Annotated in this window: 23 protein-coding genes and 1 riboswitch; of the genes, 12 read left to right on the top strand and 11 right to left on the bottom strand. The window is 72.3% G+C overall.

Features of this window, described 5'->3' with window-relative positions; all coding sequences use genetic code 11:
* Positions 1–187: 187 nt before the first annotated feature.
* On the bottom strand, positions 188–1,819 hold the full coding sequence (gene groL, locus LQ940_RS17505) for a chaperonin GroEL (protein WP_231244181.1): 1,632 nt from the start codon (positions 1,817–1,819) through the stop codon (positions 188–190).
* A 224-nt stretch (positions 1,820–2,043) separates the two neighbouring features.
* A complete protein-coding gene (locus LQ940_RS17510; RefSeq protein ID WP_231244182.1) occupies positions 2,044–2,520 on the bottom strand; it encodes a hypothetical protein in 477 nt (158 codons plus the stop codon).
* A gap of 96 nt (positions 2,521–2,616) precedes the next feature.
* Here LQ940_RS17510 and LQ940_RS17515 point away from each other — a divergent pair, with 96 nt between their 5' ends.
* Positions 2,617–4,026, top strand: coding sequence for a hypothetical protein (locus tag LQ940_RS17515; protein WP_231244183.1), 1,410 nt, complete (start codon positions 2,617–2,619; stop codon positions 4,024–4,026).
* Between the two features lie 21 nt (positions 4,027–4,047).
* On the opposite strand, the gene LQ940_RS17520 is transcribed toward LQ940_RS17515, so the two are convergent.
* Entirely contained in the window at positions 4,048–4,890 is an 843-nt protein-coding gene (locus LQ940_RS17520; RefSeq protein WP_231244184.1) for an ATP-grasp domain-containing protein, read from the bottom strand.
* A gap of 90 nt (positions 4,891–4,980) precedes the next feature.
* Between LQ940_RS17520 and LQ940_RS17525 the strand changes: the two genes are divergently transcribed.
* Genes LQ940_RS17525 through LQ940_RS17535 form a run of 3 tightly spaced genes read left to right on the top strand, consistent with a single transcriptional unit; the run spans position 4,981 to position 6,943 of the window.
* The gene (locus LQ940_RS17525; protein WP_231244185.1) at positions 4,981–5,346 is read left to right on the top strand and encodes a YciI family protein; all 366 of its coding nucleotides are present in this window, start codon (positions 4,981–4,983) and stop codon (positions 5,344–5,346) included.
* Positions 5,343–5,696, top strand: coding sequence for a YciI family protein (locus LQ940_RS17530; RefSeq protein ID WP_231244186.1), 354 nt, complete (start codon positions 5,343–5,345; stop codon positions 5,694–5,696). The genes LQ940_RS17525 and LQ940_RS17530 overlap by 4 nt, the downstream gene beginning before the upstream one ends.
* 38 nt (positions 5,697–5,734) lie before the next feature.
* A complete protein-coding gene (locus tag LQ940_RS17535) occupies positions 5,735–6,943 on the top strand; it encodes an RNA polymerase sigma factor (RefSeq protein ID WP_231244187.1) in 1,209 nt (402 codons plus the stop codon).
* Here LQ940_RS17535 and LQ940_RS17540 read toward each other — a convergent pair.
* From LQ940_RS17540 to LQ940_RS17565, 6 genes are all read right to left on the bottom strand, one after another.
* Positions 6,918–7,193 (bottom strand): MoaD/ThiS family protein, encoded by a 276-nt coding sequence (locus LQ940_RS17540; protein WP_231244188.1) that lies wholly within the window; start codon positions 7,191–7,193, stop codon positions 6,918–6,920. The genes LQ940_RS17535 and LQ940_RS17540 overlap by 26 nt on opposite strands.
* A 31-nt stretch (positions 7,194–7,224) precedes the next feature.
* Positions 7,225–8,529 (bottom strand): threonine synthase, encoded by a 1,305-nt coding sequence (thrC, locus tag LQ940_RS17545; protein ID WP_231244189.1) that lies wholly within the window; start codon positions 8,527–8,529, stop codon positions 7,225–7,227.
* Positions 8,530–8,538: 9 nt separating this feature from the next.
* A riboswitch (SAM riboswitch) is annotated at positions 8,539–8,671 on the bottom strand.
* Between the two features lie 179 nt (positions 8,672–8,850).
* Positions 8,851–11,181, bottom strand: coding sequence for an endopeptidase La (gene lon, locus LQ940_RS17550; RefSeq protein WP_231244190.1), 2,331 nt, complete (start codon positions 11,179–11,181; stop codon positions 8,851–8,853).
* Between the two features lie 299 nt (positions 11,182–11,480).
* Positions 11,481–12,326: a trehalose-phosphatase gene (otsB, locus tag LQ940_RS17555; RefSeq protein WP_231244191.1), complete on the bottom strand. Its 846-nt coding sequence runs from the start codon at positions 12,324–12,326 to the stop codon at positions 11,481–11,483.
* Between the two features lie 50 nt (positions 12,327–12,376).
* Positions 12,377–12,874, bottom strand: coding sequence for a LytR C-terminal domain-containing protein (locus LQ940_RS17560; protein ID WP_231244192.1), 498 nt, complete (start codon positions 12,872–12,874; stop codon positions 12,377–12,379).
* Between the two features lie 2 nt (positions 12,875–12,876).
* Entirely contained in the window at positions 12,877–13,173 is a 297-nt protein-coding gene (locus LQ940_RS17565; protein WP_231244193.1) for a DUF3263 domain-containing protein, read from the bottom strand.
* Between the two features lie 110 nt (positions 13,174–13,283).
* On the opposite strand from LQ940_RS17565, the gene LQ940_RS17570 reads away from it, so the two are divergent.
* From LQ940_RS17570 to LQ940_RS17595, 6 genes are all read left to right on the top strand, one after another.
* Positions 13,284–14,282, top strand: a complete 999-nt coding sequence (locus LQ940_RS17570; RefSeq protein WP_231244194.1) for a Gfo/Idh/MocA family protein — start codon at positions 13,284–13,286, stop codon at positions 14,280–14,282.
* A 158-nt stretch (positions 14,283–14,440) separates the two neighbouring features.
* Positions 14,441–15,868: an alpha,alpha-trehalose-phosphate synthase (UDP-forming) gene (locus LQ940_RS17575; protein WP_231244195.1), complete on the top strand. Its 1,428-nt coding sequence runs from the start codon at positions 14,441–14,443 to the stop codon at positions 15,866–15,868.
* Entirely contained in the window at positions 15,865–16,275 is a 411-nt protein-coding gene (locus LQ940_RS17580; protein ID WP_231244196.1) for a GNAT family N-acetyltransferase, read from the top strand. The genes LQ940_RS17575 and LQ940_RS17580 overlap by 4 nt, the downstream gene beginning before the upstream one ends.
* 33 nt (positions 16,276–16,308) lie before the next feature.
* On the top strand, positions 16,309–17,463 hold the full coding sequence (locus tag LQ940_RS17585) for an alpha/beta fold hydrolase (protein WP_231244197.1): 1,155 nt from the start codon (positions 16,309–16,311) through the stop codon (positions 17,461–17,463).
* Positions 17,464–17,518: 55 nt separating this feature from the next.
* Positions 17,519–18,853, top strand: a complete 1,335-nt coding sequence (locus tag LQ940_RS17590; RefSeq protein ID WP_231244198.1) for an MFS transporter — start codon at positions 17,519–17,521, stop codon at positions 18,851–18,853.
* Positions 18,850–20,289: a pyridoxal phosphate-dependent decarboxylase family protein gene (locus tag LQ940_RS17595; RefSeq protein WP_231244199.1), complete on the top strand. Its 1,440-nt coding sequence runs from the start codon at positions 18,850–18,852 to the stop codon at positions 20,287–20,289. The genes LQ940_RS17590 and LQ940_RS17595 overlap by 4 nt, the downstream gene beginning before the upstream one ends.
* A 28-nt stretch (positions 20,290–20,317) precedes the next feature.
* Here the strand turns inward: LQ940_RS17595 and LQ940_RS17600 are convergent, their stop codons facing one another.
* Entirely contained in the window at positions 20,318–20,599 is a 282-nt protein-coding gene (locus LQ940_RS17600; RefSeq protein ID WP_231244200.1) for a GNAT family N-acetyltransferase, read from the bottom strand.
* 82 nt (positions 20,600–20,681) lie between these two features.
* Between LQ940_RS17600 and LQ940_RS17605 the strand changes: the two genes are divergently transcribed.
* Both LQ940_RS17605 and LQ940_RS17610 read left to right on the top strand, forming a co-directional pair.
* The gene (locus tag LQ940_RS17605) at positions 20,682–21,374 is read left to right on the top strand and encodes a uracil-DNA glycosylase (RefSeq protein WP_231244201.1); all 693 of its coding nucleotides are present in this window, start codon (positions 20,682–20,684) and stop codon (positions 21,372–21,374) included.
* A 28-nt stretch (positions 21,375–21,402) separates the two neighbouring features.
* Positions 21,403–22,179 carry a dioxygenase family protein gene (locus LQ940_RS17610; protein ID WP_231244202.1) on the top strand — a complete coding sequence of 259 codons (777 nt, stop codon included), beginning with the start codon at positions 21,403–21,405 and terminating at the stop codon, positions 22,177–22,179.
* Between the two features lie 28 nt (positions 22,180–22,207).
* Here LQ940_RS17610 and LQ940_RS17615 read toward each other — a convergent pair whose 3' ends face one another.
* On the bottom strand, positions 22,208–23,161 hold the full coding sequence (locus tag LQ940_RS17615; protein ID WP_231244268.1) for an aldo/keto reductase: 954 nt from the start codon (positions 23,159–23,161) through the stop codon (positions 22,208–22,210).
* Position 23,162 lies beyond the last annotated feature (1 nt).

Here is a 23,162-nt window from a genome sequence, read left to right on the forward strand (position 1 = left end):
GGTCGAGCGGAGAAGGGGAAAGGCCCCCGGTCTGTGACCGGGGGCCTTTCGGTGGTGCTGTGCTGCAGAGCTGGCTGGGTTTCGAGACGCGTCGCGCTTCCCCTCGCTTCGCTCGGGTGAGCGCCGACGCTCCTCAACCTGCCGGCCTGATCGCGTCCCTGCGGCTTCGCCGCGGGGACGCGGGCCGTCAGAAGTCCATGCCGCCCATGCCGCCGGTCGGGTCGCCGCCGCCCATGGGCGCCGCCTTCTCCGGCTTGTCGGCCACCACGGCCTCGGTGGTGAGGAAGAGCGCCGCGATGGAGGCGGCGTTCTGCAGCGCGGAGCGCGTGACCTTCGCCGGGTCGATGATGCCCTCGGCGATCATGTCGACGTACTCGCCCGTGGCCGCGTTGAGGCCCTGGCCGGAAGGCAGGTTGCGCACCTTCTCGGACACGACGCCACCCTCGAGGCCGGCGTTGATCGCGATCTGCTTGAGCGGGGCCTCGGTCGCGACGCGCACGATGTTGGCACCGGTCGCCTCGTCGCCCTTGAGGTCCAGCTTGTCGAACGCGACGACCGCAGCCTGCACGAGCGCCACGCCGCCACCGGCGACGATGCCCTCCTCGACGGCCGCCTTCGCGTTGCGAACGGCGTCCTCGATGCGGTGCTTGCGCTCCTTGAGCTCGACCTCGGTGGCCGCGCCGACCTTGATGACCGCAACGCCGCCGGCCAGCTTGGCCAGGCGCTCCTGCAGCTTCTCGCGGTCGTAGTCGGAGTCCGACTTCTCGATCTCGGCGCGGATCTGGTTGACCCGGCCGGCGATCTGGTCGGCGTCGCCCGAGCCCTCGACGATGGTGGTCTCGTCCTTGGTGATGACGACCTTGCGGGCCTGGCCGAGCAGCTCGATGCCGGTCGACTCCAGCTTGAGGCCGACCTCCTCCGAGATGACCTGGCCGCCGGTCAGGATCGCGATGTCCTGCAGCATGGCCTTGCGGCGGTCACCGAAGCCCGGGGCCTTGACGGCGACGGACTTGAAGGTGCCGCGGATCTTGTTGACGACCAGCGTGGACAGGGCCTCGCCGTCGACGTCCTCGGCGAGGATCAGCAGGGGCTTGCCCGACTGCATGACCTTCTCGAGCAGCGGCAGCAGGTCCTTGACCGAGGAGATCTTCTGGTTGGCGATGAGGATGTAGGGGTCCTCGAGGACCGTCTCCATGCGCTCGGGGTCGGTGACGAAGTAGGCCGAGATGTAGCCCTTGTCGAACCGCATGCCCTCGGTCAGCTCCAGGTCGAGGCCGAACGTGTTCGACTCCTCGACGGTGATGACGCCTTCCTTGCCGACCTTGTCCATCGCCTCGGCGATGATCTCGCCGACGGTCGGGTCCGCGGCGGAGATCGACGCGGTGGACGCGATCTGGGCCTTGGTCTCGATGTCGACGGCCATGGCGGAGAGCTGCGCGGAGACGGCCTCCACAGCAGCCTCGATGCCCCGCTTGAGGCCCATCGGGTTGGCGCCGGCGGCGACGTTGCGCAGGCCCTCGCGGACCATCGCCTGAGCCAGGACGGTCGCCGTGGTGGTGCCGTCACCGGCCACGTCGTCGGTCTTCTTGGCAACTTCCTTGACGAGCTCGGCCCCGATCTTCTCGTACGGGTCCTCCAGCTCGATCTCCTTGGCGATGCTCACGCCATCGTTGGTGATGGTGGGCGCGCCCCACTTCTTCTCGAGCACGACGTTGCGGCCCTTGGGACCGAGGGTGACCTTGACGGCGTCTGCGAGCGTGTTCATGCCACGCTCGAGGCCGCGCCGGGCCTCCTCGTTGAAAGCGATCAGCTTCGACATATCTGCTGCGATCCTTCGCACTTCAGAGCTGTGGACGGACCGGTTCGCTGCCCGCGACGGACGATCAGGCTGCCCGGCGAACCCTTCTCGCCGGCGCTTCGGACCTCAGCTCCCCGGTCCGGGGAAAATTGTCACTCTCATGAGGAGAGTGCCAACCTCATGTTTAGCACTCGGGCAAGGCGAGTGCAAACAACTGAGCGCTCGAGTCGACACCGCATCGCCCCTCAGCCACAGCCCCCGGAGGTCGCCTCGACCGTGGCCAGCCGGAGGTCCGGCGCGTCCTGGTCGAGCAGCTCGAGGCTGACCTCGAGACACGCCCGCTCCGGCGCGTCCTGCCCCGCGCGCACCTCGATCACGTAGGCGGCGTTCTGCTCGTCCGCGACCTGGAGGTCGCCGCGCTCGCTGATGACGTCCCGCCCGAGGTCGGCGGCCATCAGACTCGCCACCTCCTCACCGTTGACCGGGCCGAGCGAGCCGGAGAGGTCCGCGGCGGCCTCTCGAGCGGCCTCGTCGAGCTCCTCCTGCGAGACCCGGCTCCGGTCGAGGGTCAGCGAGACGGCGTACAGGGCCATCACCAGGGCCGGCACCAGCGTCAGCGCGAGCATGGCCCGCGAGGTGGACGGCCGGGGGGCGTACTGGAGCGCAACCGGAAACGCCAGGGTCAGGGCAAGCACCCAGGGCACCCACAGCGGCAGGTTCATGACCGCTCCTTTCCCCGGCCGCGAGGCTCGGAAACGGAGTTTTGCCCGGAGGACGGCGGGGTAGGCGTCGTTGAACATCCACAAGTGGGGAAGACCATGTCGAACTACTACGAGCTGGAGTCGCTGATCGGGAAGATCAAGCGGGCCGCCATCGACGTCTACATGACCGACCAGGCCAACTTCTACGAGATCGACGGCGATCGCTACCGCTACCGCGGGTCGGGGCGCGGGGCGCCGCAGTACTGCACCCGTCCCGGCGAGGACGGGGAGGGCGGTGGCGACGTCTCGATGGGTGGCGGCATGCCGGACTTCCTGGTCAACCACCTCGACGCCGACTTCCGCGCCGCCTTCGGCAACATCCGAGGCCAGGTGGACGCCATCTTCACCAGCCTGAAGGACGTGCCCTCCGGTGCCAGCCTCATGTTCGAGGAGAGCCGGTCGATGGACGCCGCGGAGAAGCTGACCCCGAAAGGCGCGACCACGTCGCTCCCGGCCGGCGGTGGCTCCTCGCTGAACCTGAACAACGCGGCGCTGTCACAGCGGGTCAACGCCGTCCACGGCTACAGCTACCGACTGTCCTCGCGGACCATCAACGCCTTCCGGGTGGCCTATGCCGACCGCCTCGGTGCGATCCTCGACGCTCAGGCCGCGCTGGCGGCGACCATGGGCATGGCGGCGGCGGGCCAGACCGCGGTGTTCACCAAGCTGCGCGAGGACATCGCGACGTTCGCGGCCAACGCGCTCGCCTCGCTCAACGCGCTGGCCGGCGTGCAGTCGGCCGGCCAGGGCCCCGGCGGCGGTCACTTCGCCGTGGGCGGCGCGTTGCTCACCATCGCCTCGCTGAGCGGGGGGCCGGGTACCGCCGCCTTGGCGGCCTTGGGCGCCGTGGGCGGTCTGATCGCCGACCTGTGGCCCGACGCGCCGGCGAAGAAGGAGCTCGAGTTCAAGGGGTCGAACCTCGAGTCGATGATGCAGTCCATCGCCGACGCCAAGACCACGCTGCTCAGGACGCCGGTCGAGGACGAGACCGCCATCAGGCAGGCCCTGACCAACGCCTCCGCGGCAATCCGCCAGTCGCCCGCCTCGTTCGACATCAGCCGGCCGGAGTACCCCCGTGGCGGTGGCGAGGACGTCGGCGGCCCAGGGACGATCCAGCATAACCGCAACGACATGCAGCAGCTGGCCGCCACCTGCCAGCTCGTCTCCGACGACGTCGACGGGGCCCGCCTCCTGGTGGCCGGCGCTGACGGCGGCCGTGGCGAGTGGCGCCGTCCCGAGGGGATCGGGATCGGGCCGAACGGCCCCTACGACGCCTTCCGCGATCTCGGCAGCGACCTGGTCGCCCTCACCCGCAACACGGCCGCAGAGCTGGCGGAGGCGGCCACCAAGCTGATCGCGGCCTCGCTGGACTTGGACGCGACCGACGCCGACGTCGCCCAGGCCCTGGCCCGCGAGATCAGGGAGGTCAAGCAGGCCGAGGCGGCCGGCGACCTGCTCTTCGAGTGAGCCTGCCGCTGGAGGACGGCGCTAGAGCCGGGCCGCGACCGCGTCGGCGAAGAGGCCGCCATTGGCGGGCCGGACGTCCAGGTAGAGGCCCGGCTCGGTCACCTCGATCTCGCTGACCATCAGCCGGCCCTCGTGGCGCAGCAGGTCGATGCGGGCGTAGACGAGCTCGCGATCGAGGATCTTGGCCGCGGCACCGACGGCGTCAAGGGCGATCCGCGTGGCCTCTTCGGACAGCGGGGTGTCGTGGCTGCTGCCGCCGTACTCCTCGTGCACCCGGACGTCCCCCTCCCCTGCGACCTTGCGCACCTGGGCGACCGGGCGCCCGTCGATCACGAACACCGACACCTCCCCCTCCTCGCGCACCGAGGGCACCAGCGGCTGGACGACCCAGGCGCCGGGGTCCGACGGTGGCGACCACGCGTCCAGGTCGTCGACCACCACCAGGCCGCGCCCACCGGCGCCGACCCGCGGCTTCACGACCGCCGGCCGGACCCGCGCCACCGCCGCGCGCAGGTCCTGCACGGTCGACGGCACCTCCGTGGGCACGACCGGCACCCGGCCGTCCCGGGCGAGGTCGAGGAGGTAGGCCTTGTCGGTGTTCCAACCGAAGACGTCGACGCCGTGGAGCATCCTCGGACCGACCGCCTCGGCCCAGGCCAGGAAGTCGGCCAGGCGGTGCTCGTAGTCCCAGGTCGACCGCACGGCGACGAGCGCGGCCTCGGCCCAGTCCACGGCCGGGTCGTCCCAGACGGCCCAGCGGCTGCGGATGCCGCGCTCCGCGAACGCCGCGTCGAGCGCGGCGTGCCCGGGCTCGCCCTCGGCGTGCGCGCGGTCGGTGGCCAGCAGGACGAGCGGGGCGGTCATGCGGAAAAGACTGTCATCCCTGTCGATCGCGGCGTGCCTCGCCCGTCATCGAGGTGTCAGAATCCGACAGCGACGAAGTGAGAGGTCCCCATGACCGAGAGCAGCACCACGTACGTCATCCTCCTGCCGGGCGACGAGTCCGCCTGGGAGGCGGCGTCCGAAGAGGAGAAACAGGCGGTCTACGCCGTGCACCAGGAGTTCTCGGAGGCCCTGGAGGCGCGCGGTCACACGATCACCGGCGGCCTCGAGCTCGGCCCCTCGCGGGAAGCGCGCACCCTGCGGACCGCCGCGGACGGCTCGATGACGGTCACCGACGGCCCCTACGCCGAGGCGGCCGAGCAGCTGACGGGCTTCTACGTCGTGGAGTCCTCCAACCTCGACGACCTGGTCGAGGTGTGCCGGATCCTGGGCCGCAGCGAGGGCGCCATCGAGATCCGCGCGAAGGCGGCGTCATGAGGTTCCTGGTGCTGATGGCCGAGGAGGACCACTTCGCCCGCTGGGACGCGGCCGACGAGGCCGAGCGCCACGCGGTGTTCGAGTGCTTCCAGGCGTTCGACGCGGCCGTGAAGGAGCGCGGGACGATCGTCGCGGGCGAGGCCCTCGCCTCGCCGGCGGAGGCGAGGACGCTCGGGCCGGGCCCGACGCGGGCCGTCACCGACGGGCCCTACGCCGAGACCGTCGAGCAGACCGGCGGCTTCTACCTCGTGGACCTGCCGTCGCACGAGGCCGCGCTCGAGGCGGCCGCACTGCTGCCGCCGGCGTACACCGTCGAGGTGCGCCCTGTCCTGGACGTGGTCTTCGACTGAGCGCCTCCGACGGCGCTCTCGAGGCGGCCCTCGGGCGCGTGCTGCGCGACGAGTGGGGGCGCCTGCTCGCCCTCCTCGTCGCGCGGTACCGGCGCCTGGACCTGGCCGAGGACGGCCTCGCCGACGCCTTCGAGGCGGCGGCACGCACCTGGCCTTGGGCCGGCGCACCGGACAACCCGGCGGCGTGGCTGCTGACCGCCGCCCGCCGGCGCATCCTCGACCGGCTGCGCGCCGAGGCCGTGGCCGCTCGCACGCTGCCACTGCTGGCCGTCGAGGCCGGCCTGACGGAGGAGGCCCAGCGCGTCATGGCCGATCCCGGCGTGCCCGCCGCGCTCGCCGACGAGCGCCTGCGGCTGGTGCTCCTCTGCGCCCACCCCGACCTGGCCCCCGAGGCGGCCGCCGCCCTGACCCTGCGCCTGGTCCTCGGCGTGTCCACGGCCGACATCGCCCGCCTGTTCCTGGTGAGCGCACCCACCATGGCGGCCCGCCTCACGCGCGCCCGCAAGCGCCTCGCCGGCGCGTCCTTCGGGCTGCCGAGCGGCGCCGAGCTCGACCGCCGCCTGGCCGGCGTGCGCGACGTCGCCTACCTGGCGTTCACCGCCGGCTACGCGCCCGGCTCCGGCGCCGACGTGCTGCGCGCGGACGTGGCCGCGGAGGCCATCCGGCTGGCCCGGGTCGTCCGCGAGCTGGCACCGGGCCGCGAGGCCGACGCGCTGCTCGCCCTGATGCTGGTCCAGCACTCGCGCCGCGACGCCCGGGTCGTGGACGGCGAGCTGGTGCTGCTGCCCGACCAGGACCGCACCCGCTGGCACCACGACGAGGCCGCGGAGGGGCTGGCCCTGCTGGTCCCGCTCGCCGGAGGTCCCGCCACGCCGCTGCTGCTACAGGCGCTCATCGCCGGCGAGCACGCGATCGCGGCGCGGCCCGAGGACACCGACTGGCCGCGCGTCGTGCGGCACTACGACGAGCTGCTGGCGCTCACCGACACCCCCGTGGTCCGGCTCAACCGCGCGGTCGCCGTCGGGGAGGCGGACGGGCCGCTGGCCGGCCTCGCGGCACTGGAGGGCCTGCGGCTGGCCGGCCACCGCTTGCCCGCCGTACGCGCCGAGCTGCTGGCGCGTGCCGGGCACGCGGACGCCGCCCGCGCGGCGTACGACGACGCGCTGGCGGCGTGCGACAACGAGGCGGAGCGCCGGCACCTGGAGCGCCGGCGCGACGCGCTCAGCCCCCCGCGACCGCCGGGATGACCGAGACCTGGGTGCCGTCGGGGGTGGGGGTCGCCAGGTCGTCGAGGAAGCGCACGTCGTCGTTGCCGACGTAGACGTTGACGAAGCGTCGCAGCGCGCCGTTGTCGTCGAGGATGCGCGCCCTGATGCCGGAGTAGGAGGCCTCCAGGTCGTCCAGCACCTCGGCGAGCGTGGTCCCCTGGGCGGTGACCTCGGACTCGCCGCCGGTGTAGGTGCGCAAGATGGTGGGGACGCGGACGGAAACGCTCACGGGTGGGGCTCCTGGTTCGGTGGGGTGGGGCTCAGGCCAGGCCGGTCTTGACGAACGCGGCGTACGACGGGTCGATGGTGGCGGCGGGACCGACGGAGTCGGCGACCGCGTCGAGCGTCTTGAGGCCATGGCCGGTGTTGATCACGACGGTCTCGAGGGTGGGGTCGAGCTGGCCGCTCTCGACGAGCTTCTTCAGGACGCCGACGGTGGTGCCGCCGGCGGTCTCGGTGAAGATGCCCTCGGTGCGGGCCAGCAGCACGATGCCGTCGCGGACCTCGTCGTCGGTGATGTCCTCGACGGCGCCACCGGTCTCGCGGCAGATGTCGAGCACGTAGATGCCGTCGGCGGGGTTGCCGATCGCCAGGCTCTTGGCGATGGTGTCGGGCTTGACCGGGCGGATCGCGTCGGTGCCGGCCTTGTAGGCGGTCGAGACCGGGGAGCAGCCCTCCGCCTGGGCGCCGAACACCTTGTAGGGCTTGTCCTCGACCAGGCCGAGCTTGACGAGCTCCTGGAAGGCCTTGTGCACCTTGGTCAGCTGCGAGCCCGAGGCGACCGGGATGACGATCTGGTCGGGCAGGCGCCAGCCGAGCTGCTCGGCGATCTCGTAGCCCAGGGTCTTGGAGCCCTCGGCGTAGTAGGGACGGACGTTGACGTTGACGAACGCCCACCCGTCCTCCTCGCCGGCGATCTCGGAGGCGAGCTTGTTGACGTCGTCGTAGTTGCCGTTGACGGCAACCAGGGACTCGGTGAAGACGGCGGAGTTGACCTGCTTGGGCTTCTCCAGGTTGCTGGGGATGAAGACGACGGTCTTGATCCCGGCCCGCGCGCCGGCCGCGGCCACCGCGTTGGCGAGGTTGCCGGTGCTCGGACAGGCGAAGACCTTCGAGTGGAACTCGGTGGCCGCGCTCAGCGCGCAGGCGACGACGCGGTCCTTGAAGGAGTTGGTGGGGTTGGTGCTGTCGTCCTTGACCCACAGGGTCTCGATGCCCAGCTCGCGACCGAGGTTGCGGGCCCGCAGCAGCCGGGTGAACCCGGGCTCCATGTTGGGGCTCTGCTCGATGTCGGTCGGCACCGGCAGCAGCGCCTTGTAGCGCCAGATGTTGCGCGGCCCGGCCTCGATCTCCTCGCGGGTGACGACCGGGAAGTCGTAGGCGATCTCCAGGGGGCCGAAGCACTCCATGCACGCGTAGTGCGGGCCGAGCTCGACCTCGTGGCCGCACTCGCGGCAGATGAGGGCCCGCGCGTTGCCGAAGGCGCCCTCGCGGATGCCGGGGGTGGTGCCCGGCGTGTTGTCGGGGGTGTTGCCGGTGACCTGCTCGGCGATGACGGCGCTCATGGATCCTCCTTCTCATCTTCCCCGGCACGTACCTCGCGACGGGACGGAATTAGCACCGTTTCCGCGACTGCGCGATGGCAGGGAGCACGCGGCGGTTGCCGGGACTTCACTGGGCCGTACCCTCAGTCCCTCTTGATGAGCTGGTGGAAACAGTACGGGGCGCCTCCCCCGACGCGTCCACCGGGTCCGCATGCTGGACCCCCCGCCCACACACTGAGACACCTCCCGGTGACCCGTCACCAACTCACCGCAACGACCGCTGACCCGTCAGAAACTTTCTGACGGGTCAGCGGCGGGTGGGTGCAGTTGGTGACGGGTCGATCAGGCGGCGGCGGCGTGGCTCTCCGCCGGGGCCGGCACGAGGGCGCCGCGGACCACGTCGAGGACGTCGCCGACGACGTGGACGGTGACCGTCTCGAGGACGTCGTCCGGGACGTCGTCCAGGTCCGGCTCGTTGCGCAGCGGCACGAACACCTCGCTCAGACCGTGGCGCTGCGCGGCCAGCAGCTTCTGCTTGAGCCCGCCGATGGGCAGGACCCGGCCGTTGAGCGTGACCTCGCCGGTCATGCCGACCTCGGAGCGCACCGGTCGCCCGGTGGCGAGCGAGGTCAGCGCCGTCACCATGGTGATCCCGGCCGACGGGCCGTCCTTGGGCGTCGCACCTGCGGGGACGTGCACGTGGATCGCCCGGTCGAAGAAGCTCGCGTCGACGCCGAGGTCGGCCGCGTGGGCCCGTACGAACGACAGCGCGATCTGGGCCGACTCCTTCATGACGTCGCCGAGCTGGCCGGTCAGCGTCAGGCCGGCCGCGCCGTCGTGCGCGGAGGCCTCGATGAACAGGACGTCCCCGCCGAGCCCGGTCACGGCCAGCCCGGTCGCGACGCCGGGGACCGAGGTCCGCTCGTGGGACTCGGGGGTGAACCGCGGGCGTCCGACGAGGTCCTTGAGATCGGGCACGTCGATCAAGACCGTCGTGGCGTCGGTCGTCGCGAGCCGGGTCGCCGACTTGCGCAGCGCCTTGGCGATCAGCCGCTCCATCTGCCGCACTCCCGCCTCACGGGTGTAGTCGGCCGCGAGCTCGTGCAGGGCCGCATCGGTGACCGTCACCTCGTCGCCCGTCAGCGCGGCGCGCTCCAGCTGGCGCGGCAGCAGGAAGTCGCGGGCGATCGCGACCTTGTCGTCCTCGGTGTAGCCGTCGAGGGTGACCAGCTCCATGCGGTCCAGCAGGGCTCCGGGGATCTGCTCGACGACGTTGGCCGTCGCGATGAAGAGGACGTCGGACAGGTCCAGGTCGAGCTCGAGGTAGTGGTCGCGGAAGGTGTGGTTCTGCGCCGGGTCGAGCACCTCGAGCAGCGCCGCGGCGGGGTCGCCGCGGTAGTCGGCGCCGACCTTGTCGACCTCGTCGAGCAGCACGACCGGGTTCATCGAGCCGGACTCCTTGATGGCGCGCACGATGCGGCCCGGGAGCGCTCCGACGTACGTGCGCCGGTGGCCGCGGATCTCGGCCTCGTCGCGAACGCCGCCAAGTGCGACCCGCACGAAGTTGCGCCCCAGCGCCCGGGCGACGGACTCGCCGAGCGAGGTCTTGCCCACTCCCGGCGGGCCGGCGAGCAGGATCACGGCGCCGGAGCCGCGGCCGCCGACCACCTCGAGGCCGCGGGAGGCGCGGCGCGAGCGCACGGCGAGGTACTCCACGATCCGCTCCTTGACCTCCTCCAGCCCGTGGTGGTCGGCGTCGAGCACGGCCCGGGCCGCGACCACATCGGTGCTGTCCTCGGTGCGCACCGACCAGGGCAGGTCGAGCACAGTGTCCAGCCAGGTGCGGATCCAGGAGGTCTCGGGGCTCTGGTCACTGGACCGCTCCAGCTTGTCGACCTCGCGCAGCAGCGCCTGGCCCACAGCGTCAGACACCCCTCGCTCGATCAGGGCCTCGACGCGCGCACGGTAGTCGTCCGAGCCGTCCGGCTCGCCCTCCCCCAGCTCCTTGCGGATGGCGGCGAGCTGTTGGCGCAGCAGGTACTCGCGCTGGGTCTTCTCCATCCCCTCGCGCACGTCGGCGCCGATCTTGTCGGTCAGCTCGGCCTCGGCGAGGTACTCCCGCGTCCACCCGATCACCGTCTCCAGCCGCCGTTCGAGGTCGGGGGTCTCGAGCAGCTCGCGCTTCTGCTCGTCGCTGAGGTACGGCGCATAGCCGGCCGCGTCGGCGATCGCGCTCGGGTCGGTCATCCGATGCACCGAGTCGATCACCTGCCAGGCCTCGCGGCGCTGCAGCACGGCCACGACCAGGCGCTTGTACTCCTCGGCCAGCTCACGGACGTGCTCGGTCACGGTCTCCTCGACCGGCTCCGCCTCGACCCACAGCGCGGCACCGGGCCCGGTGACCCCGGCCCCGATCCGCGCCCGGGTCTCGGCGCGCAGCACTGCCGCGGGCGCCCCGCCCGCGAGCTTGCCGACCCGGTCGACGGTGGCCACCACGCCGTACGAGGCGTAGCGGTCCTCCAGCCGCGGGGCGACAAGCAGCCGGTTCTCGCTACCGGCGCGCGCGGCGTCGACCGCGGCCTGCGCGGCCTCGTCGAGCTCGATGGGGACGACCATGCCGGGCAGCACGACGAGGTCGCTGACGAACAGCACAGGCAGATTGGTCACGGACATGTGGCGCCTCTTTCACGGAGAGTCAAAAACGTTGAGCGTGATCGACTCAACCTCCGGTCCGCACTCGGTGTTCCGCTGTTCGTCGTGGGCGAACGCCGGTGGCGACGCGCGTGAGTTTCACCGGGTGCCCGGTGAAACTCACGCCTCCCCGACAAAGCTTCGTACGAGAAGCGCGAGTTTCGTGCCTGCCGTGGTGCGGGGGCGCCTGCCGATGATGCAGCGGCCAGGGGGGCGTCCGTCCGCGGGCTTGGCCCCAGAAGTCACAAGATTCACCGGGCACCCGGTGAATCTCACACCCACTACGCCCGCAGCGCCGCCGCGTCGTCGGCGAGCTGGCGCAACAGCTCCATGACGCCCTCGGGGCCGTGGACCACGACGTCGGCGAGGTCCATGAGGCGGTTCTCCTCGTCGGAGGCGGAGCAGACCAGGAGCGTGGCCAGGCCCTGCTTGTCGAGGGTGGCGACCGCCTCGAAGGCCTCCACGTCTCCGAGGTCGTCGCCGGCGAAGAGGAAGCCGCCCGCGCCGAGCTCCTCGGCCAGCCGCTCGACGACCAGGCCCTTGTGGATGCCGTCGGAGCGGACCTCGATCACCTGGCGGCCCGGCTCGACCACCAGGTCGTGGCGCGCGGCCAGTTCCTGGATCTCGGGCAGCAGCCGGCGAAATGCGGCCTCGGGGTCGGGCAGCCTGCGGGTGTGGACGGCCACCGAGAGGACCTTGTCCTCGAGGTGCGCGTCGGCGGCCTCAGCGCGGCGCAGCACGCGGGGAAGCTCGCGCTCGAAGCTCGCCAGGCCGGCGGGTGGGCGGGGGCCGATGACGCGCCGGTTGGTGGAGCTCCAGCGCTCGTTGCCGTACTGCCCGAACAGGTACAGCTCCTTGCCCGCGTCGCCGATCGCGTTGCCGACCTCCTCCAGCCCGCCCAGGTCGAGCGCCTGTCGCGCCGGGCGACCGGTGATCACGGCGACCGCGGCCACCTGCAGGGCCAGGTCGAGCAGCACCTGGGGGGCATCGGGGTGGATGTGCGCCTGCGAGGGGTCCTCGACGATCGGCGAGAGGGTGCCGTCGAAGTCGAGCCCGACGATGGTCTCGGCGGCGGCCCGCACGAGGGCGGCGTACTTCTGCTCGCCGGTAGTCGAGGTGAACTCCACGCCTCAACCCAATCATGCCCGTCGCGCGGTTCGGGCAGGAGTGCCGTTTGCTAGCTCAGCTCGCCGGTCAGGATGACCGTGAGCCGGTCGAGCCGCATCGGGTCGACGGCGAGGGCCGTGCGCCCGATGCCGAGGTCAAGGGCCAGCAGCTCGGCGGCCGCCTTGAGCCGCTGGGGGTAGAAGACGGTGTTGCCGTTGACCGAGCCGACCCAGTTGTCGGTGCCGACGACCTGCCAGCCGGCGTCGGTGGCGCGGGTCCCGACCTGGCCGGCGAGGCCGGTGATGCCGGAGTTGTTGTAGACCTCGACGTAGGTCTTGCCCCGCTGGACGACCGGCTTGGGCTTGGGCTTCGGCTTGGGGGTGGTCTGCGCACTGGGCGTGGGCGAGACCGACGGCTCCCCGGAGGAGGCGACGACCTCCCGCTCAGTGGGCTCGGCGCCGCGGGTGGCGAGGAAGGCGACGGCGGCCATGGCGACGGCGACGATGCTCAGCATCACCACCGGCGACGGGAAGACCACCCCGCGCTCGTCGCGGCGACGGGCACGCACGGTCAGACCTCGAAGCCGAGGCGGCGGGCGGAGCGCTGGCGCTGGCGCTGCGAGCGCAGGCGGCGCAGACGCCGCACGAGGAGCGGGTCGGCCTCGAGTGCCTCGGGACGGTCGATGAGCGCGTTGAGCACCTGGTAGTAGCGCGTGGAGCTCATGTCGAACTTCTCGCGTACGGCGGTCTCCTTGGCGCCGGCGAACTTCCACCACTGCCGCTCGAACTCGAGGATCTCGCGGTCGCGGTCGCTCAGGGTCGGCGTGGCCCCGGCCTGCTGGCCGTCGAGGGCGTTCGCGGCGTCCATGCGCTGTCTCCCGGTGCGGTGTGTGCGGTGCTCGTCGGGCACCACTGTAGGCGACGAACCACAACGATGTCATTCGCCTCGCGCAAGCGGGTGTCCCCTAGGGTCGGCGCATGGCACAGACCACGCGCTGGGGGATCCTCGCGACCGGCAAGATCGCCCACAAGCTGGCCGCGGACCTGGCCCTCACCCCGGACAACGAGCTGGTCGCCGTGGGCTCGCGGCGGTCGGAGTCGGCGCAGGCGTTCGCGCGACAGTACGGCGCGCCGGCGGCGTACGGATCCTACGAGGAGCTGGTGGCCGACCCGGACGTCGACGTCGTCTACGTGGCGACCCCGCACGCCCTGCACCTCGAGTGCGCGCGGCTGGCCTTCGCCGCCGGCAAGCACGTCCTGTGCGAGAAGCCGCTGACCCTCAACATCGCCGAGGCGGTGGAGATGGTGCGGCTGGCGCGCGAGCACGACCGGTTCCTGATGGAGGCGATGTGGATGGCCTGCAACCCGGTCATCCGCCGTCTGGGCGACGACCTGCGCGCCGGGCGCTTCGGCACCCCGCGCCAGGCCCACGCCGAGCTGGGGTTCCGCGTCGACGAGGGCCCCGAGCACCGCCTGCTCAACCCCGCCCTCGGCGGCGGCGCCCTGCTGGACATGGGCATCTACCCGCTCACCTTCGCCCATCTCATGCTCGGCCCCGCCGAGCAGCTGACGGCGACGGCCACGCTCTCGGGCCCCCCGGGGGCCGGGGTCGACCTCGACGTCGCCATCACCGGCCGGTACGCCGGCGGGGCGCTGGCGACCATGTGCGCCTCGCTGACGTCGTGGTCGTCGCGCTCGGCCTCGATCGCCACGGACGAGGGCCGGCTGGAGGTCCCGCCGGAGTTCCACCACCCTCGGTACGCCGTCTGGACGCCGGTCGGCGGCGAGCCCGAGCGGATCGAGGCCGATGAGCCGGTGATCGGCGAGGGCTACGGCAACGAGATCGCCGAGGTCGGCCGGTGCGTCCAGGCGGGCCTGCGCGAGAGTCCCCTCATCCCCCTCGACCGCACCCTGCTCCTGATGCGGCAGATGGACGAGCTGCGTCGTCAGGTGGGCGTGCGGTACGCGTCCGACTGAGGGGGCAGGGTTATCAGCATCTGCTGATAACCCTGCGCTTCTGGGCCAGAACAACGCCCCAGAAGCGCCTGAAAAGGCCCAGAGGCGCTGCTTGAGCACGGCCGGACCGGCCCGACACCCGGTGTCGGACCAGCCGGACACCGCATAGGGTTGGGCGCGTGCCTGCGGACCTCGTGATCGTCGCCAACCGGCTCCCCGTCGATCGGGTGGAGCAGAGTGACGGGACGCCGGGGTGGCGTGGCTCCCCCGGCGGCCTGGTGACCGCGATCGAGCCGGTGATGCGGGCCAACGACGGCACCTGGATCGGCTGGCCCGGTGGGACAGAGACCGAGCTGGAGCCGTTCGAGTTCGAGGGCATGCACCTGGTGCCGATGACCATGACGGCGAGCGAGATCGAGCTCTTCTACGAGGGCTTCTCCAACGCCACGATCTGGCCGCTGTACCACGACCTCGTCGCCAAGCCGGTGTTCCACCGGGAGTGGTGGGACGCCTACGTCGCGGTCAACCGGCGCTTCGCCGAGAAGGCGGCCTCGCTGGCCAACAAGGGCGCGACGGTCTGGGTCCACGACTACCAGCTGCAGCTGGTCCCGCAGATGCTGCGCGAGCTGCGCCCCGACCTGCGCATCGGCTTCTACCTGCACATCCCGTTCCCGCCGGCCGAGCTCTTCCAGCAGCTGCCCTGGCGCCGACAGATCCTCGAGGGCCTGCTCGGCGCGGACCTGGTCGGCTTCCAGCTGCCGGGCGGCGCGGGCAACTTCGTGCGCCTGGTACGCCAGCGCGTGGGCCACAAGACCCACCGCGACCTGGTCTACCTTCCCGACGGCCGCACGGTCCGCGCGGCGGCGTTCCCGATCTCCATCGACGCCCGGGGCTTCGAGGAGCTTGCGCAGAGCGACTCCGTCGCCGACCGGGCGAAGGCGATCCGCGAGGCCCTCGGCAACCCGCGCCGGATCTTCCTGGGCATCGACCGCCTCGACTACACCAAGGGCATCTACGCCCGCTTGCGCGCGTTCAGCGAGCTGATCAAGGACGGCCACTTCGACGTCGAGGACGCGGTGTTCGTCCAGGTGGCCGTGCCCTCGCGCGAGCAGGTCGAGCAGTACAAGATCCTGCGCGACGAGATCGACCGCCTGGTGGGCCGCATCAACGGCGACCTGGGCCGCATCGGCCGCCCCGCCATCAGCTACCTGCACTCCTCCTACCCGCGCGAGGAGATGGCCGCGCTCTACCGCGCCGCCGACATCATGGTCGTCACGCCCTACCGCGACGGCATGAACCTCGTCGCCAAGGAGTACGTCGCCTGCCGCTTCGACGACGACGGCGCCCTGGTCCTGTCGGAGTTCGCCGGCGCCGCGGACGAGCTGCGGCAGGCCTGGCTGGTCAACCCCTACGACATCAACGCGATGAAGTCCTCGATGCTCGAGGCCTACGGGGCCGACGAGAAGGAGCTGACCAAGCGGATGCGCGCGATGCGCAAGACGATCCGCCAGCACGACGTGGCGGCGTGGGCCGACAGCTTCATGACCGAGCTCGCCGACGTCGACAACACCCACGCCAAGCCGGTGCGGCCCCCGAAGCGCTCGTGACCCTCGAGGTCTCGACCGACCCCGCTCGGCTCGATGTCGGCCTGATCCACCGCTGGCTGTCCGAGGACGCCTACTGGGCCATCGGCCGCTCGCGCGAGGTCGTCGAGCGCGCGATCGAGGGCTCGCTCAGCTTCGGCGCCTACGACGACGGACGCCAGGTGGGCTACGCCCGGGTCGTCACCGACCGCGCGACGTTCGCGTGGGTCTGCGACGTCTACGTCGACCGCGCGGCGCGCGGCCACGGCGTCGGCAAGGCGCTCGTGGCCGCGATCGACGCCACGCTGCGCGGCCTCGGCGTACGCCGGGCGATGCTCGCCACCGAGGATGCACACGCGCTCTATGCCGCCGTCGGCTTCGCGCCCCTCCCCGACCAGCATCGCTGGCTCCTGCGCACCTACGAGCCCTGAGCCGCGGTCGGGGCGCGGGGGTAGGTTCTGCACATGGATCTGATCCCGAGGCCCGGTCAGGTCGTCGCGGCGGCGGGCAACGTCGCACGAGTGGTGCTGCGCGGCGGGGTGGCCGACCTGCGCGGGACGCCGCGCACGCTGATCGACGAGGGTCCGCTGCGACAGCTGTACCACTACCGGCCGGCGACGACGGTCGTCGAGCACGGCGACCCGGTGCTGCTGGTGACGCCGCCCGGGGTGCCCGGGGTGTGCTACGACCTGCGACGCGGCTGCTCCCTGGCCGAGCGCCTGGTGACGGACGGCCACCCGACGTACCAGGTGGAGTACGGCGAGGTGCGGTTCGAGGACCGGGACCTCGACCTCAACCCGTGGGTCAGCGACGTGCTCCCGGCGGCGGTCCACGAGGTCTCCGCGCACTCCGGAGGCCGGCCGGTCCACCTGGTCGGCTGGAGCCTCGGAGGCGTCCTCGCGCTGCTCACCGCCGCCGACGGGCCGGAGCTGCCGCTGGCGTCGCTGGCCGTGCTGGGCGCGGCGGTGGACCTCGACCAGGTGCCGCTCGTGGCGCCGGCGCGCCCGCTGCTCGACCCGACCCAGGGCACCGGGCTGACCGCACGCGGCGCCCAGGTGCTCGCCTCCCTCCCCCTCGTGCGATGGGCGTCCGGGCACCCGGCCGTCCACCGGCTCGTCGCCAAGCCGGTCGCGGTCGGGACCCGCCTCGACGACACCGAGTTCCTCGCGCAGGTCGAGGCGGTGGACCGCTTCACCGCAGGCATGCGGGCCTACACCGGTCGCGCCTACGGCCAGCTCTTCCACCGCTTCATCCCGGGCAACGCGCTCGCCAGCGGCTCCCTCGAGCTCGGCGAGCGCACCATCTCCCTGGCCGCCGTCGACCGACCGGTCCTGGTCTTCGCGGGCGCGACCGACGGCATCGCCCCGCTGCCCGCGGTCCGGGCCGTCGAGCCCCTGCTCGAGAGCTCACCCGAGGTCCGGTTCGAGATCGCGCCGGGCGGCCACCTCGGCATGCTCACCGGCCGCGAGGCCCGCTCGGGGACCTGGCCGGCGCTCGAGGACTGGCTCGCCCAGTGGTCGAGCGAGCTGCCACCCACGGTGCCCGCGGAGGCGGCCACGATCGGCACCCGCCGCCGGCGCCGGCACGGCTCCGGGGCCTCTCGGGCGCTCTCGACCTGACGGCTGCCTCGCAAAGCTGACGGCGGGGGCGGTGAATACGCCCTAGGGTGCGGACATGTCCGCACCCGTGGCGAGCACCGCCGCCCTGCCTCGCGCAGTCCGGATCGGCTACGGGTCGGGGTCGGTGGCCACCGGCGCCTTCGGCACGGTGCCCGGGCTGATGCTGCTGCCCTACCTCACCGACAGCCTCGGGATCGCGGCCCTCGTGGCGGGCGTCATCGTCTTCCTGCCCAAGGCGTGGGACGTCGTGCTCAACCCGATCGCGGGACGCATCAGCGACCGCACCGTCGACCCCCGCGGTCCGCGCCGCCCCTGGCTGCTGCGCGCCGGGCTGACGCTCTCGGTCGCGTTCGCCCTGATCTTCGCCGCACCCGAGCTGGGCTCCAAGGTCGCCGAGGCGGCCTGGGTGCTGGTCGCCTTCCTGGCCTGCGCGACGGCGTACGCCTTCTTCCAGGTCCCCTACGTCGCGATGCCGGCCGAGCTGACGACGTCGTACGACGAGCGCACCCGGCTGATGACCTGGCGCGTGGCGATCCTGGCGTTGACGATCATGATCGCCGGCGCGACGGCTCCAGCGATCCGGGACGCGGTCGGCGGGCGTGACGGCTACCGCGTGATGGGGCTGGTGATGGCGCTGATCATCGCCACCGGCGTCATCGCCGCCTACCGGGGGACCCGCGAGGCGCCCGTGGGGGCGGTGGCGGCCGGCCCCGGGTCGCTGCGCGACCAGCTGCGGATCGTCGCCACGGCCCACGACTTCCGCAACCTGCTGACGACGTTCGTGATCCAGGCGCTGGCCACGGGCTGCATGCTCGCCGGCGTGGCCTACCTCGCCGAGGACGTGCTGGACAGCAAGGGCGCGGCCACCGTGCTCTTCGTCTGCTTCGTCGGGCCGGCGCTGCTGCTGACCCCGGCGTGGTCGGCCATCGGGGCCCGGATCGGCAAGAAGCGCGGCTACGTCTACTCCTCGCTGATCCTCGCCGCGGGGGCCGCCTTGGCGGTGGTGGCGCAGTCGGCTCCGGCCGCGGTCGTGTTCCTGGCGACCGGACTGGTCGGCGTCGGGTACGCCGGCTGCCAGGTGTTCCCGATGGCGATGCTGCCCGACGCGGCGGCCGTCGACGCCCGTCGTACCGGCAGCAACCGGGCCGGCGTCTACACCGGCGTCTGGACCGCGGGCGAGACGCTCGGGCTCGCGCTGGGCCCCGGCGTCTTCGCGCTGGTGCTGGCGCTGGGCGGCTACCGCTCGAGCACCGACGGCGACGCCCTGCAGCCGGACTCCGCGCTCACGGCCATCGTGCTGGGCTTCTCCCTGCTGCCCGCCGCCCTCACGCTGCTCAGCCTCTGGTGGCTGAGTCGCTACTCCCTCGACGCCTCGGAGGTCGACGCATGAGCCGCTCCCGCGACATCCTGGCCCGCCTCTCGGCCATGCGCGCCGGCGACGTGCCGGTCCACGGGGGCCGCACGCTGGCCTACGTCTACGACTCCGGACTGGCCGAGGTGGACCAGCTCGGGCGCGACGCGGTGGCGGCGTTCGCCGGATCCAACGGGCTCGACCCGACGGCCTTCCCGAGCCTGCTGCAGATGGAGAACGACCTGGTGGCCTTCGCCGCGGGCCTGCTCGACGCCCCTGACAGCGTCGTGGGCTCGGTGACCTCCGGCGGCACCGAGTCGGTGCTGCTCGCGGTGCAGACCGCCCGTGACGCGCGGCCGGACGTGCTCGCGCCGTCGATGGTGCTGCCGAGCTCCGCGCACGCGGCGTTCCACAAGGCCGCGCACTACTTCGGCGTACGCGCCGTCGTCGTCCCCTGCGGCCCGGACCTGCGCGCCGACGCCGCCGCCATGGCGGCCGCCATCGACGACACCACCGTGCTGGTGGTCGCCAGCGCGCCGTCGTACGCGCACGGGGTGGTGGACCCCGTCACCGACATCGCCGCCGCCGCGGCAGCCCGCGGGGTGCGCTGTCACGTCGACGCCTGCATCGGCGGGTGGGTGCTGCCGTACGCCGGCCGCCTCGGCCGCGACGTCCCCGCGTGGACCTTTGCGGTCCCGGGCGTCACCTCGGTCTCCGTGGACCTGCACAAGTACGGTTACGCGCCCAAGGGGGTCTCGCTCCTGCTGCACGCGACGCCGGCGCTGCGCCGACCGCAGTTCTTCGCCTCCGCCGCGTGGCCGGGCTACACGATGCTCAACTCCACGATGCAGTCGACGCGCTCCGGCGGCCCGACCGCGGGCGCCTGGGCGGTCGTGCAGATGCTCGGGGACGACGGCTACGACACGCTCGCCCGCGACGCCCTCGAGGCCACCGACCGGATCGCCGACGGGGTGGCGGAGATCCCGGGGCTGCGGCTGCTGGCGCGGCCGGACTCGACGCTGGTCGCGATCGCGACCGACGAGACCTGCGACCCGTTCACGGTCGGCGACGAGATGGGCGCGCGGGAGTGGTACGTCCAGCCCCAGCTCACCTACGGTGACGTCCCCGCCAACCTGCATCTCTCGGTCAGCGCCGCCACCCTCGCCCACGTCGACGACCTCCTCGCCTCGCTCGCGGAGTCGGTGTGCGTCGCCGTGGCCGCCGGTCCGGTGCGGGTCGACCCCGGCGTTCTGGCCTACGTGGCCACGCTGGACCCGGCCTCGATCACCGAGGACGACTTCGACGGCCTGCTCGCCGCCGCGGGCCTGCTGGGCGGAGGCGACGGCGAGGCCCTCGCGCTGCCGCAGCGCAAGGCCGACATCAACGCGCTGCTCGACGCCGCCTCCCCCGCCCTGCGGGAGGCCGTCCTGCTGGCCTTCCTCGACCGCCTGTCGCGACCCTCCCCCGGTGGTTGAGGAGGGACGAAGTCCCGTCTCGAAACCCTCAGGCCACCAGGTCGGCGTAGGCCGGGTGGCGCTCGATGTAGCTCTTCACGAACGCACAGGTCGGGGTCACGCGCAGGCCGCGGTCGCGGGCCTCGTCGAGGGCGTGCTTGACCAGGTTGCCGCCGACGCCCTTGCCTTCGAACTCGTCGCGCACCACGGTGTGGGTGAAGTCGATGCCGCCGTCGGTGAGCTCGTACTCCGCGAAGCCGGCGAGCTTGCCGTCGTAGGTGATCTCGAAGCGCTGGCGCTCGGGGTTGTCGGTGACGTGAGTGGCAGCCATGGCCCCCAACCTACGGCGGATCACCCAGCGGGGAGGGCGACCTTCCCGCCGCGGCGCTGAGGTGTCGTCCACAATAGGCCGCATGAGCGCGCTCGAGAGCCTCGTGGACAAGGGCCTCATGGCCGCGGACTGGGCCGAGGCGCTGGCCCCGGTCGACGACCGGATCGCCCGGATGGGCGCCTTCCTGCGCGAGGAGGTCGCGGCGGGGCGGGGCTACCTGCCGGCCGGCGACCACGTCTTCCGCGCGTTCCAGCGCCCGCTCGCCGACGTACGCGTCCTCGTCGTCGGCCAGGACCCCTACCCCACGCCGGGCCACCCGATCGGGCTGAGCTTCGCGGTCGACGCACAGGTACGGCCGGTGCCACGCAGCCTGGCCAACATCTACCGCGAGCTGGCCACCGACGTCGGGGTCACCGCACCGGCGCACGGCGACCTCACCGCCTGGGCGGACCGGGGGGTCATGCTCCTCAACCGCGTCCTCACCGTCCGGCCCGGCGAGTCCGCCGCCCACCGCGGCCGCGGCTGGGAGGAGGTCACCGAGTGCGCCATCCGGGCGCTGTCGCGTCGTGGCGGTCCCTGCGCGGCGATCCTGTGGGGCCGCGACGCGCAGTCCCTCAAGCCGTTGCTGGCGCCCGTGCCGTGGGTGGAGTCGGTGCACCCCTCGCCGCTCTCGGCCAGCCGGGGGTTCTTCGGCTCGCGCCCCTTCAGCAGGGTCAACCGGCTGCTGACCGACCAGGGCGGCGAGCCGCTCGACTGGAACCTCCCCGGGGAATAAAGTTGAAACATCAACCATTGAGACAGGCATGAACGACTCCCGGATGCCCGCCCTCTACCTCGGCCACGGAGCACCCCCGCTCCTCGACGACCCGGTCTGGTCCGGTCAGCTGGCCGCCCTGGCGCGCGACCTCCCGCGCCCCCGGGCAATCCTCATCGTCAGCGCCCACTGGGAGTCGGCGCCGGTGAGCCTCAGCGCCAACGGGGCGCCGCTCGTCTACGACTTCGGCGGCTTCGACGCGAAGTACTACCGGATGACGTACGAGACCCCCGACGCCACCGCGCTCGCGCAGCGCGTCGCCGCGATGATGCCGGCCGGCGAGCCGGTCCACCAGCACACCTCGCGCGGGCTCGACCACGGCGCCTGGGTGCCGCTGCGAATCATGTACCCCGAGGCCGACATCCCGGTCCTGCAGATGTCCCTGCCGACCCAGGACCCGACGCGGCTCCTGGCGCTGGGCGAGCGCCTGCGCCCGCTCCGCGACGAGGGCGTGCTGATCATCGGCAGCGGCTTCCTGACCCACGGGCTGCCGTTCCTCACGGAGTTCCGCATCAACGCGGCAGCCCCCGGCTGGTCACAGGACTTCGACGCCTGGGCCGGCGAGGCGATGGCCCGCGGCGACGTGGACGCCCTGGCCAACTACCGCGCCGAGGCGCCCGGCATGCCCTACGCCCACCCCACCGTCGAGCACTACACGCCGCTGTTCGTCACCCTCGGCGCCGCCACCACCGCCGACGACCCGGGCATCCAGGTCATCGACGGGTTCTGGATGGGTCTGTCCAAGCGCTCTCTCCAGGTGGCGTGACGCCCCAGACCCGGGACCGGCCCGGCCCTCACCCCAGCCCGGTCGCCTCATCCAGCTCGACCAGATCCGCCTCGGAGGGCACCCAGCGCAAGGCGGCGGCGTTGAGGCGGACCTGGTCGCCGGAGGTGGCGCCGGCGATCACCGAGGAGACGGCGGGCTGGGCGGCGAGGCCCGCGATGGCCACGTCGAGCAGCGACAGGTCGCGAGCCTCGGCGTAGGCCGTCACGGCCTCGATCCGGTCCCAGTCGGCCTCGGCCAGCCACTGTGCGCGGGCGGGGTCGAGGTCGGCCCGGGAGCCGGCGGGTGCGGACTGGCCGCGCCGGTACTTGCCGGTCAGCAGCCCGTACTCCAGCGGGAAGAACGGCAAGATCCCGAGGCCGAAGTGCTCGCACGCCGGGACCACCTCCTCCTCGATGCTCCGGTCGAGCAGCGAGTAGCGGTTCTGCACGGAGACGAAGCGCTCGAGCCCGGCGGAGCGGGACGTCCAGTCGGCGTCGGCGACCTGCCAGGCGTCGAGGTTGGAGCACCCGAGGTAGCCGATCTTGCCCTCGTGGACCAGGTCGGTGAGGACCGTCAGCGTCTCCTCGATCGGCGTGACCTCGTCGGGGACGTGCAGCTGGTAGAGGTCGATGTGGTCGAATCGCAGCCGCCGCAGCGAGCCCTCGACCGCGCGCCGCACGTAGCGACGCGACGCGCGGGCACCGTGGTCCTCCCCGTACTCGCCGCGCATGTCCATGCCGAACTTGGTGGCCACGACGAAGTGGTCGCGCTGCCCGGCGAGCGCCTCCCCGAGCAGCGACTCGCTGCCCCCCGGCGGGTCGCCGTAGGTGTCGGCGGTGTCGAGCAGCGTGATCCCGGTGTCGCGGGCAGCGGCCAGGATGTCGCGTACGCCGGCCAGCTCGACGCGCCTGCTGAAGGCGTTGCAGCCGATGCCGACCGCACTCACCATCAGCCCGGAGTCGCCCAGGGGTCGGTACTCCATC

Origin of the sequence: Nocardioides sp. cx-173, assembly GCF_021117365.1 — a bacterium.
In the GTDB taxonomy this organism is placed as follows: Bacteria; Actinomycetota; Actinomycetes; order Propionibacteriales; family Nocardioidaceae; genus Nocardioides.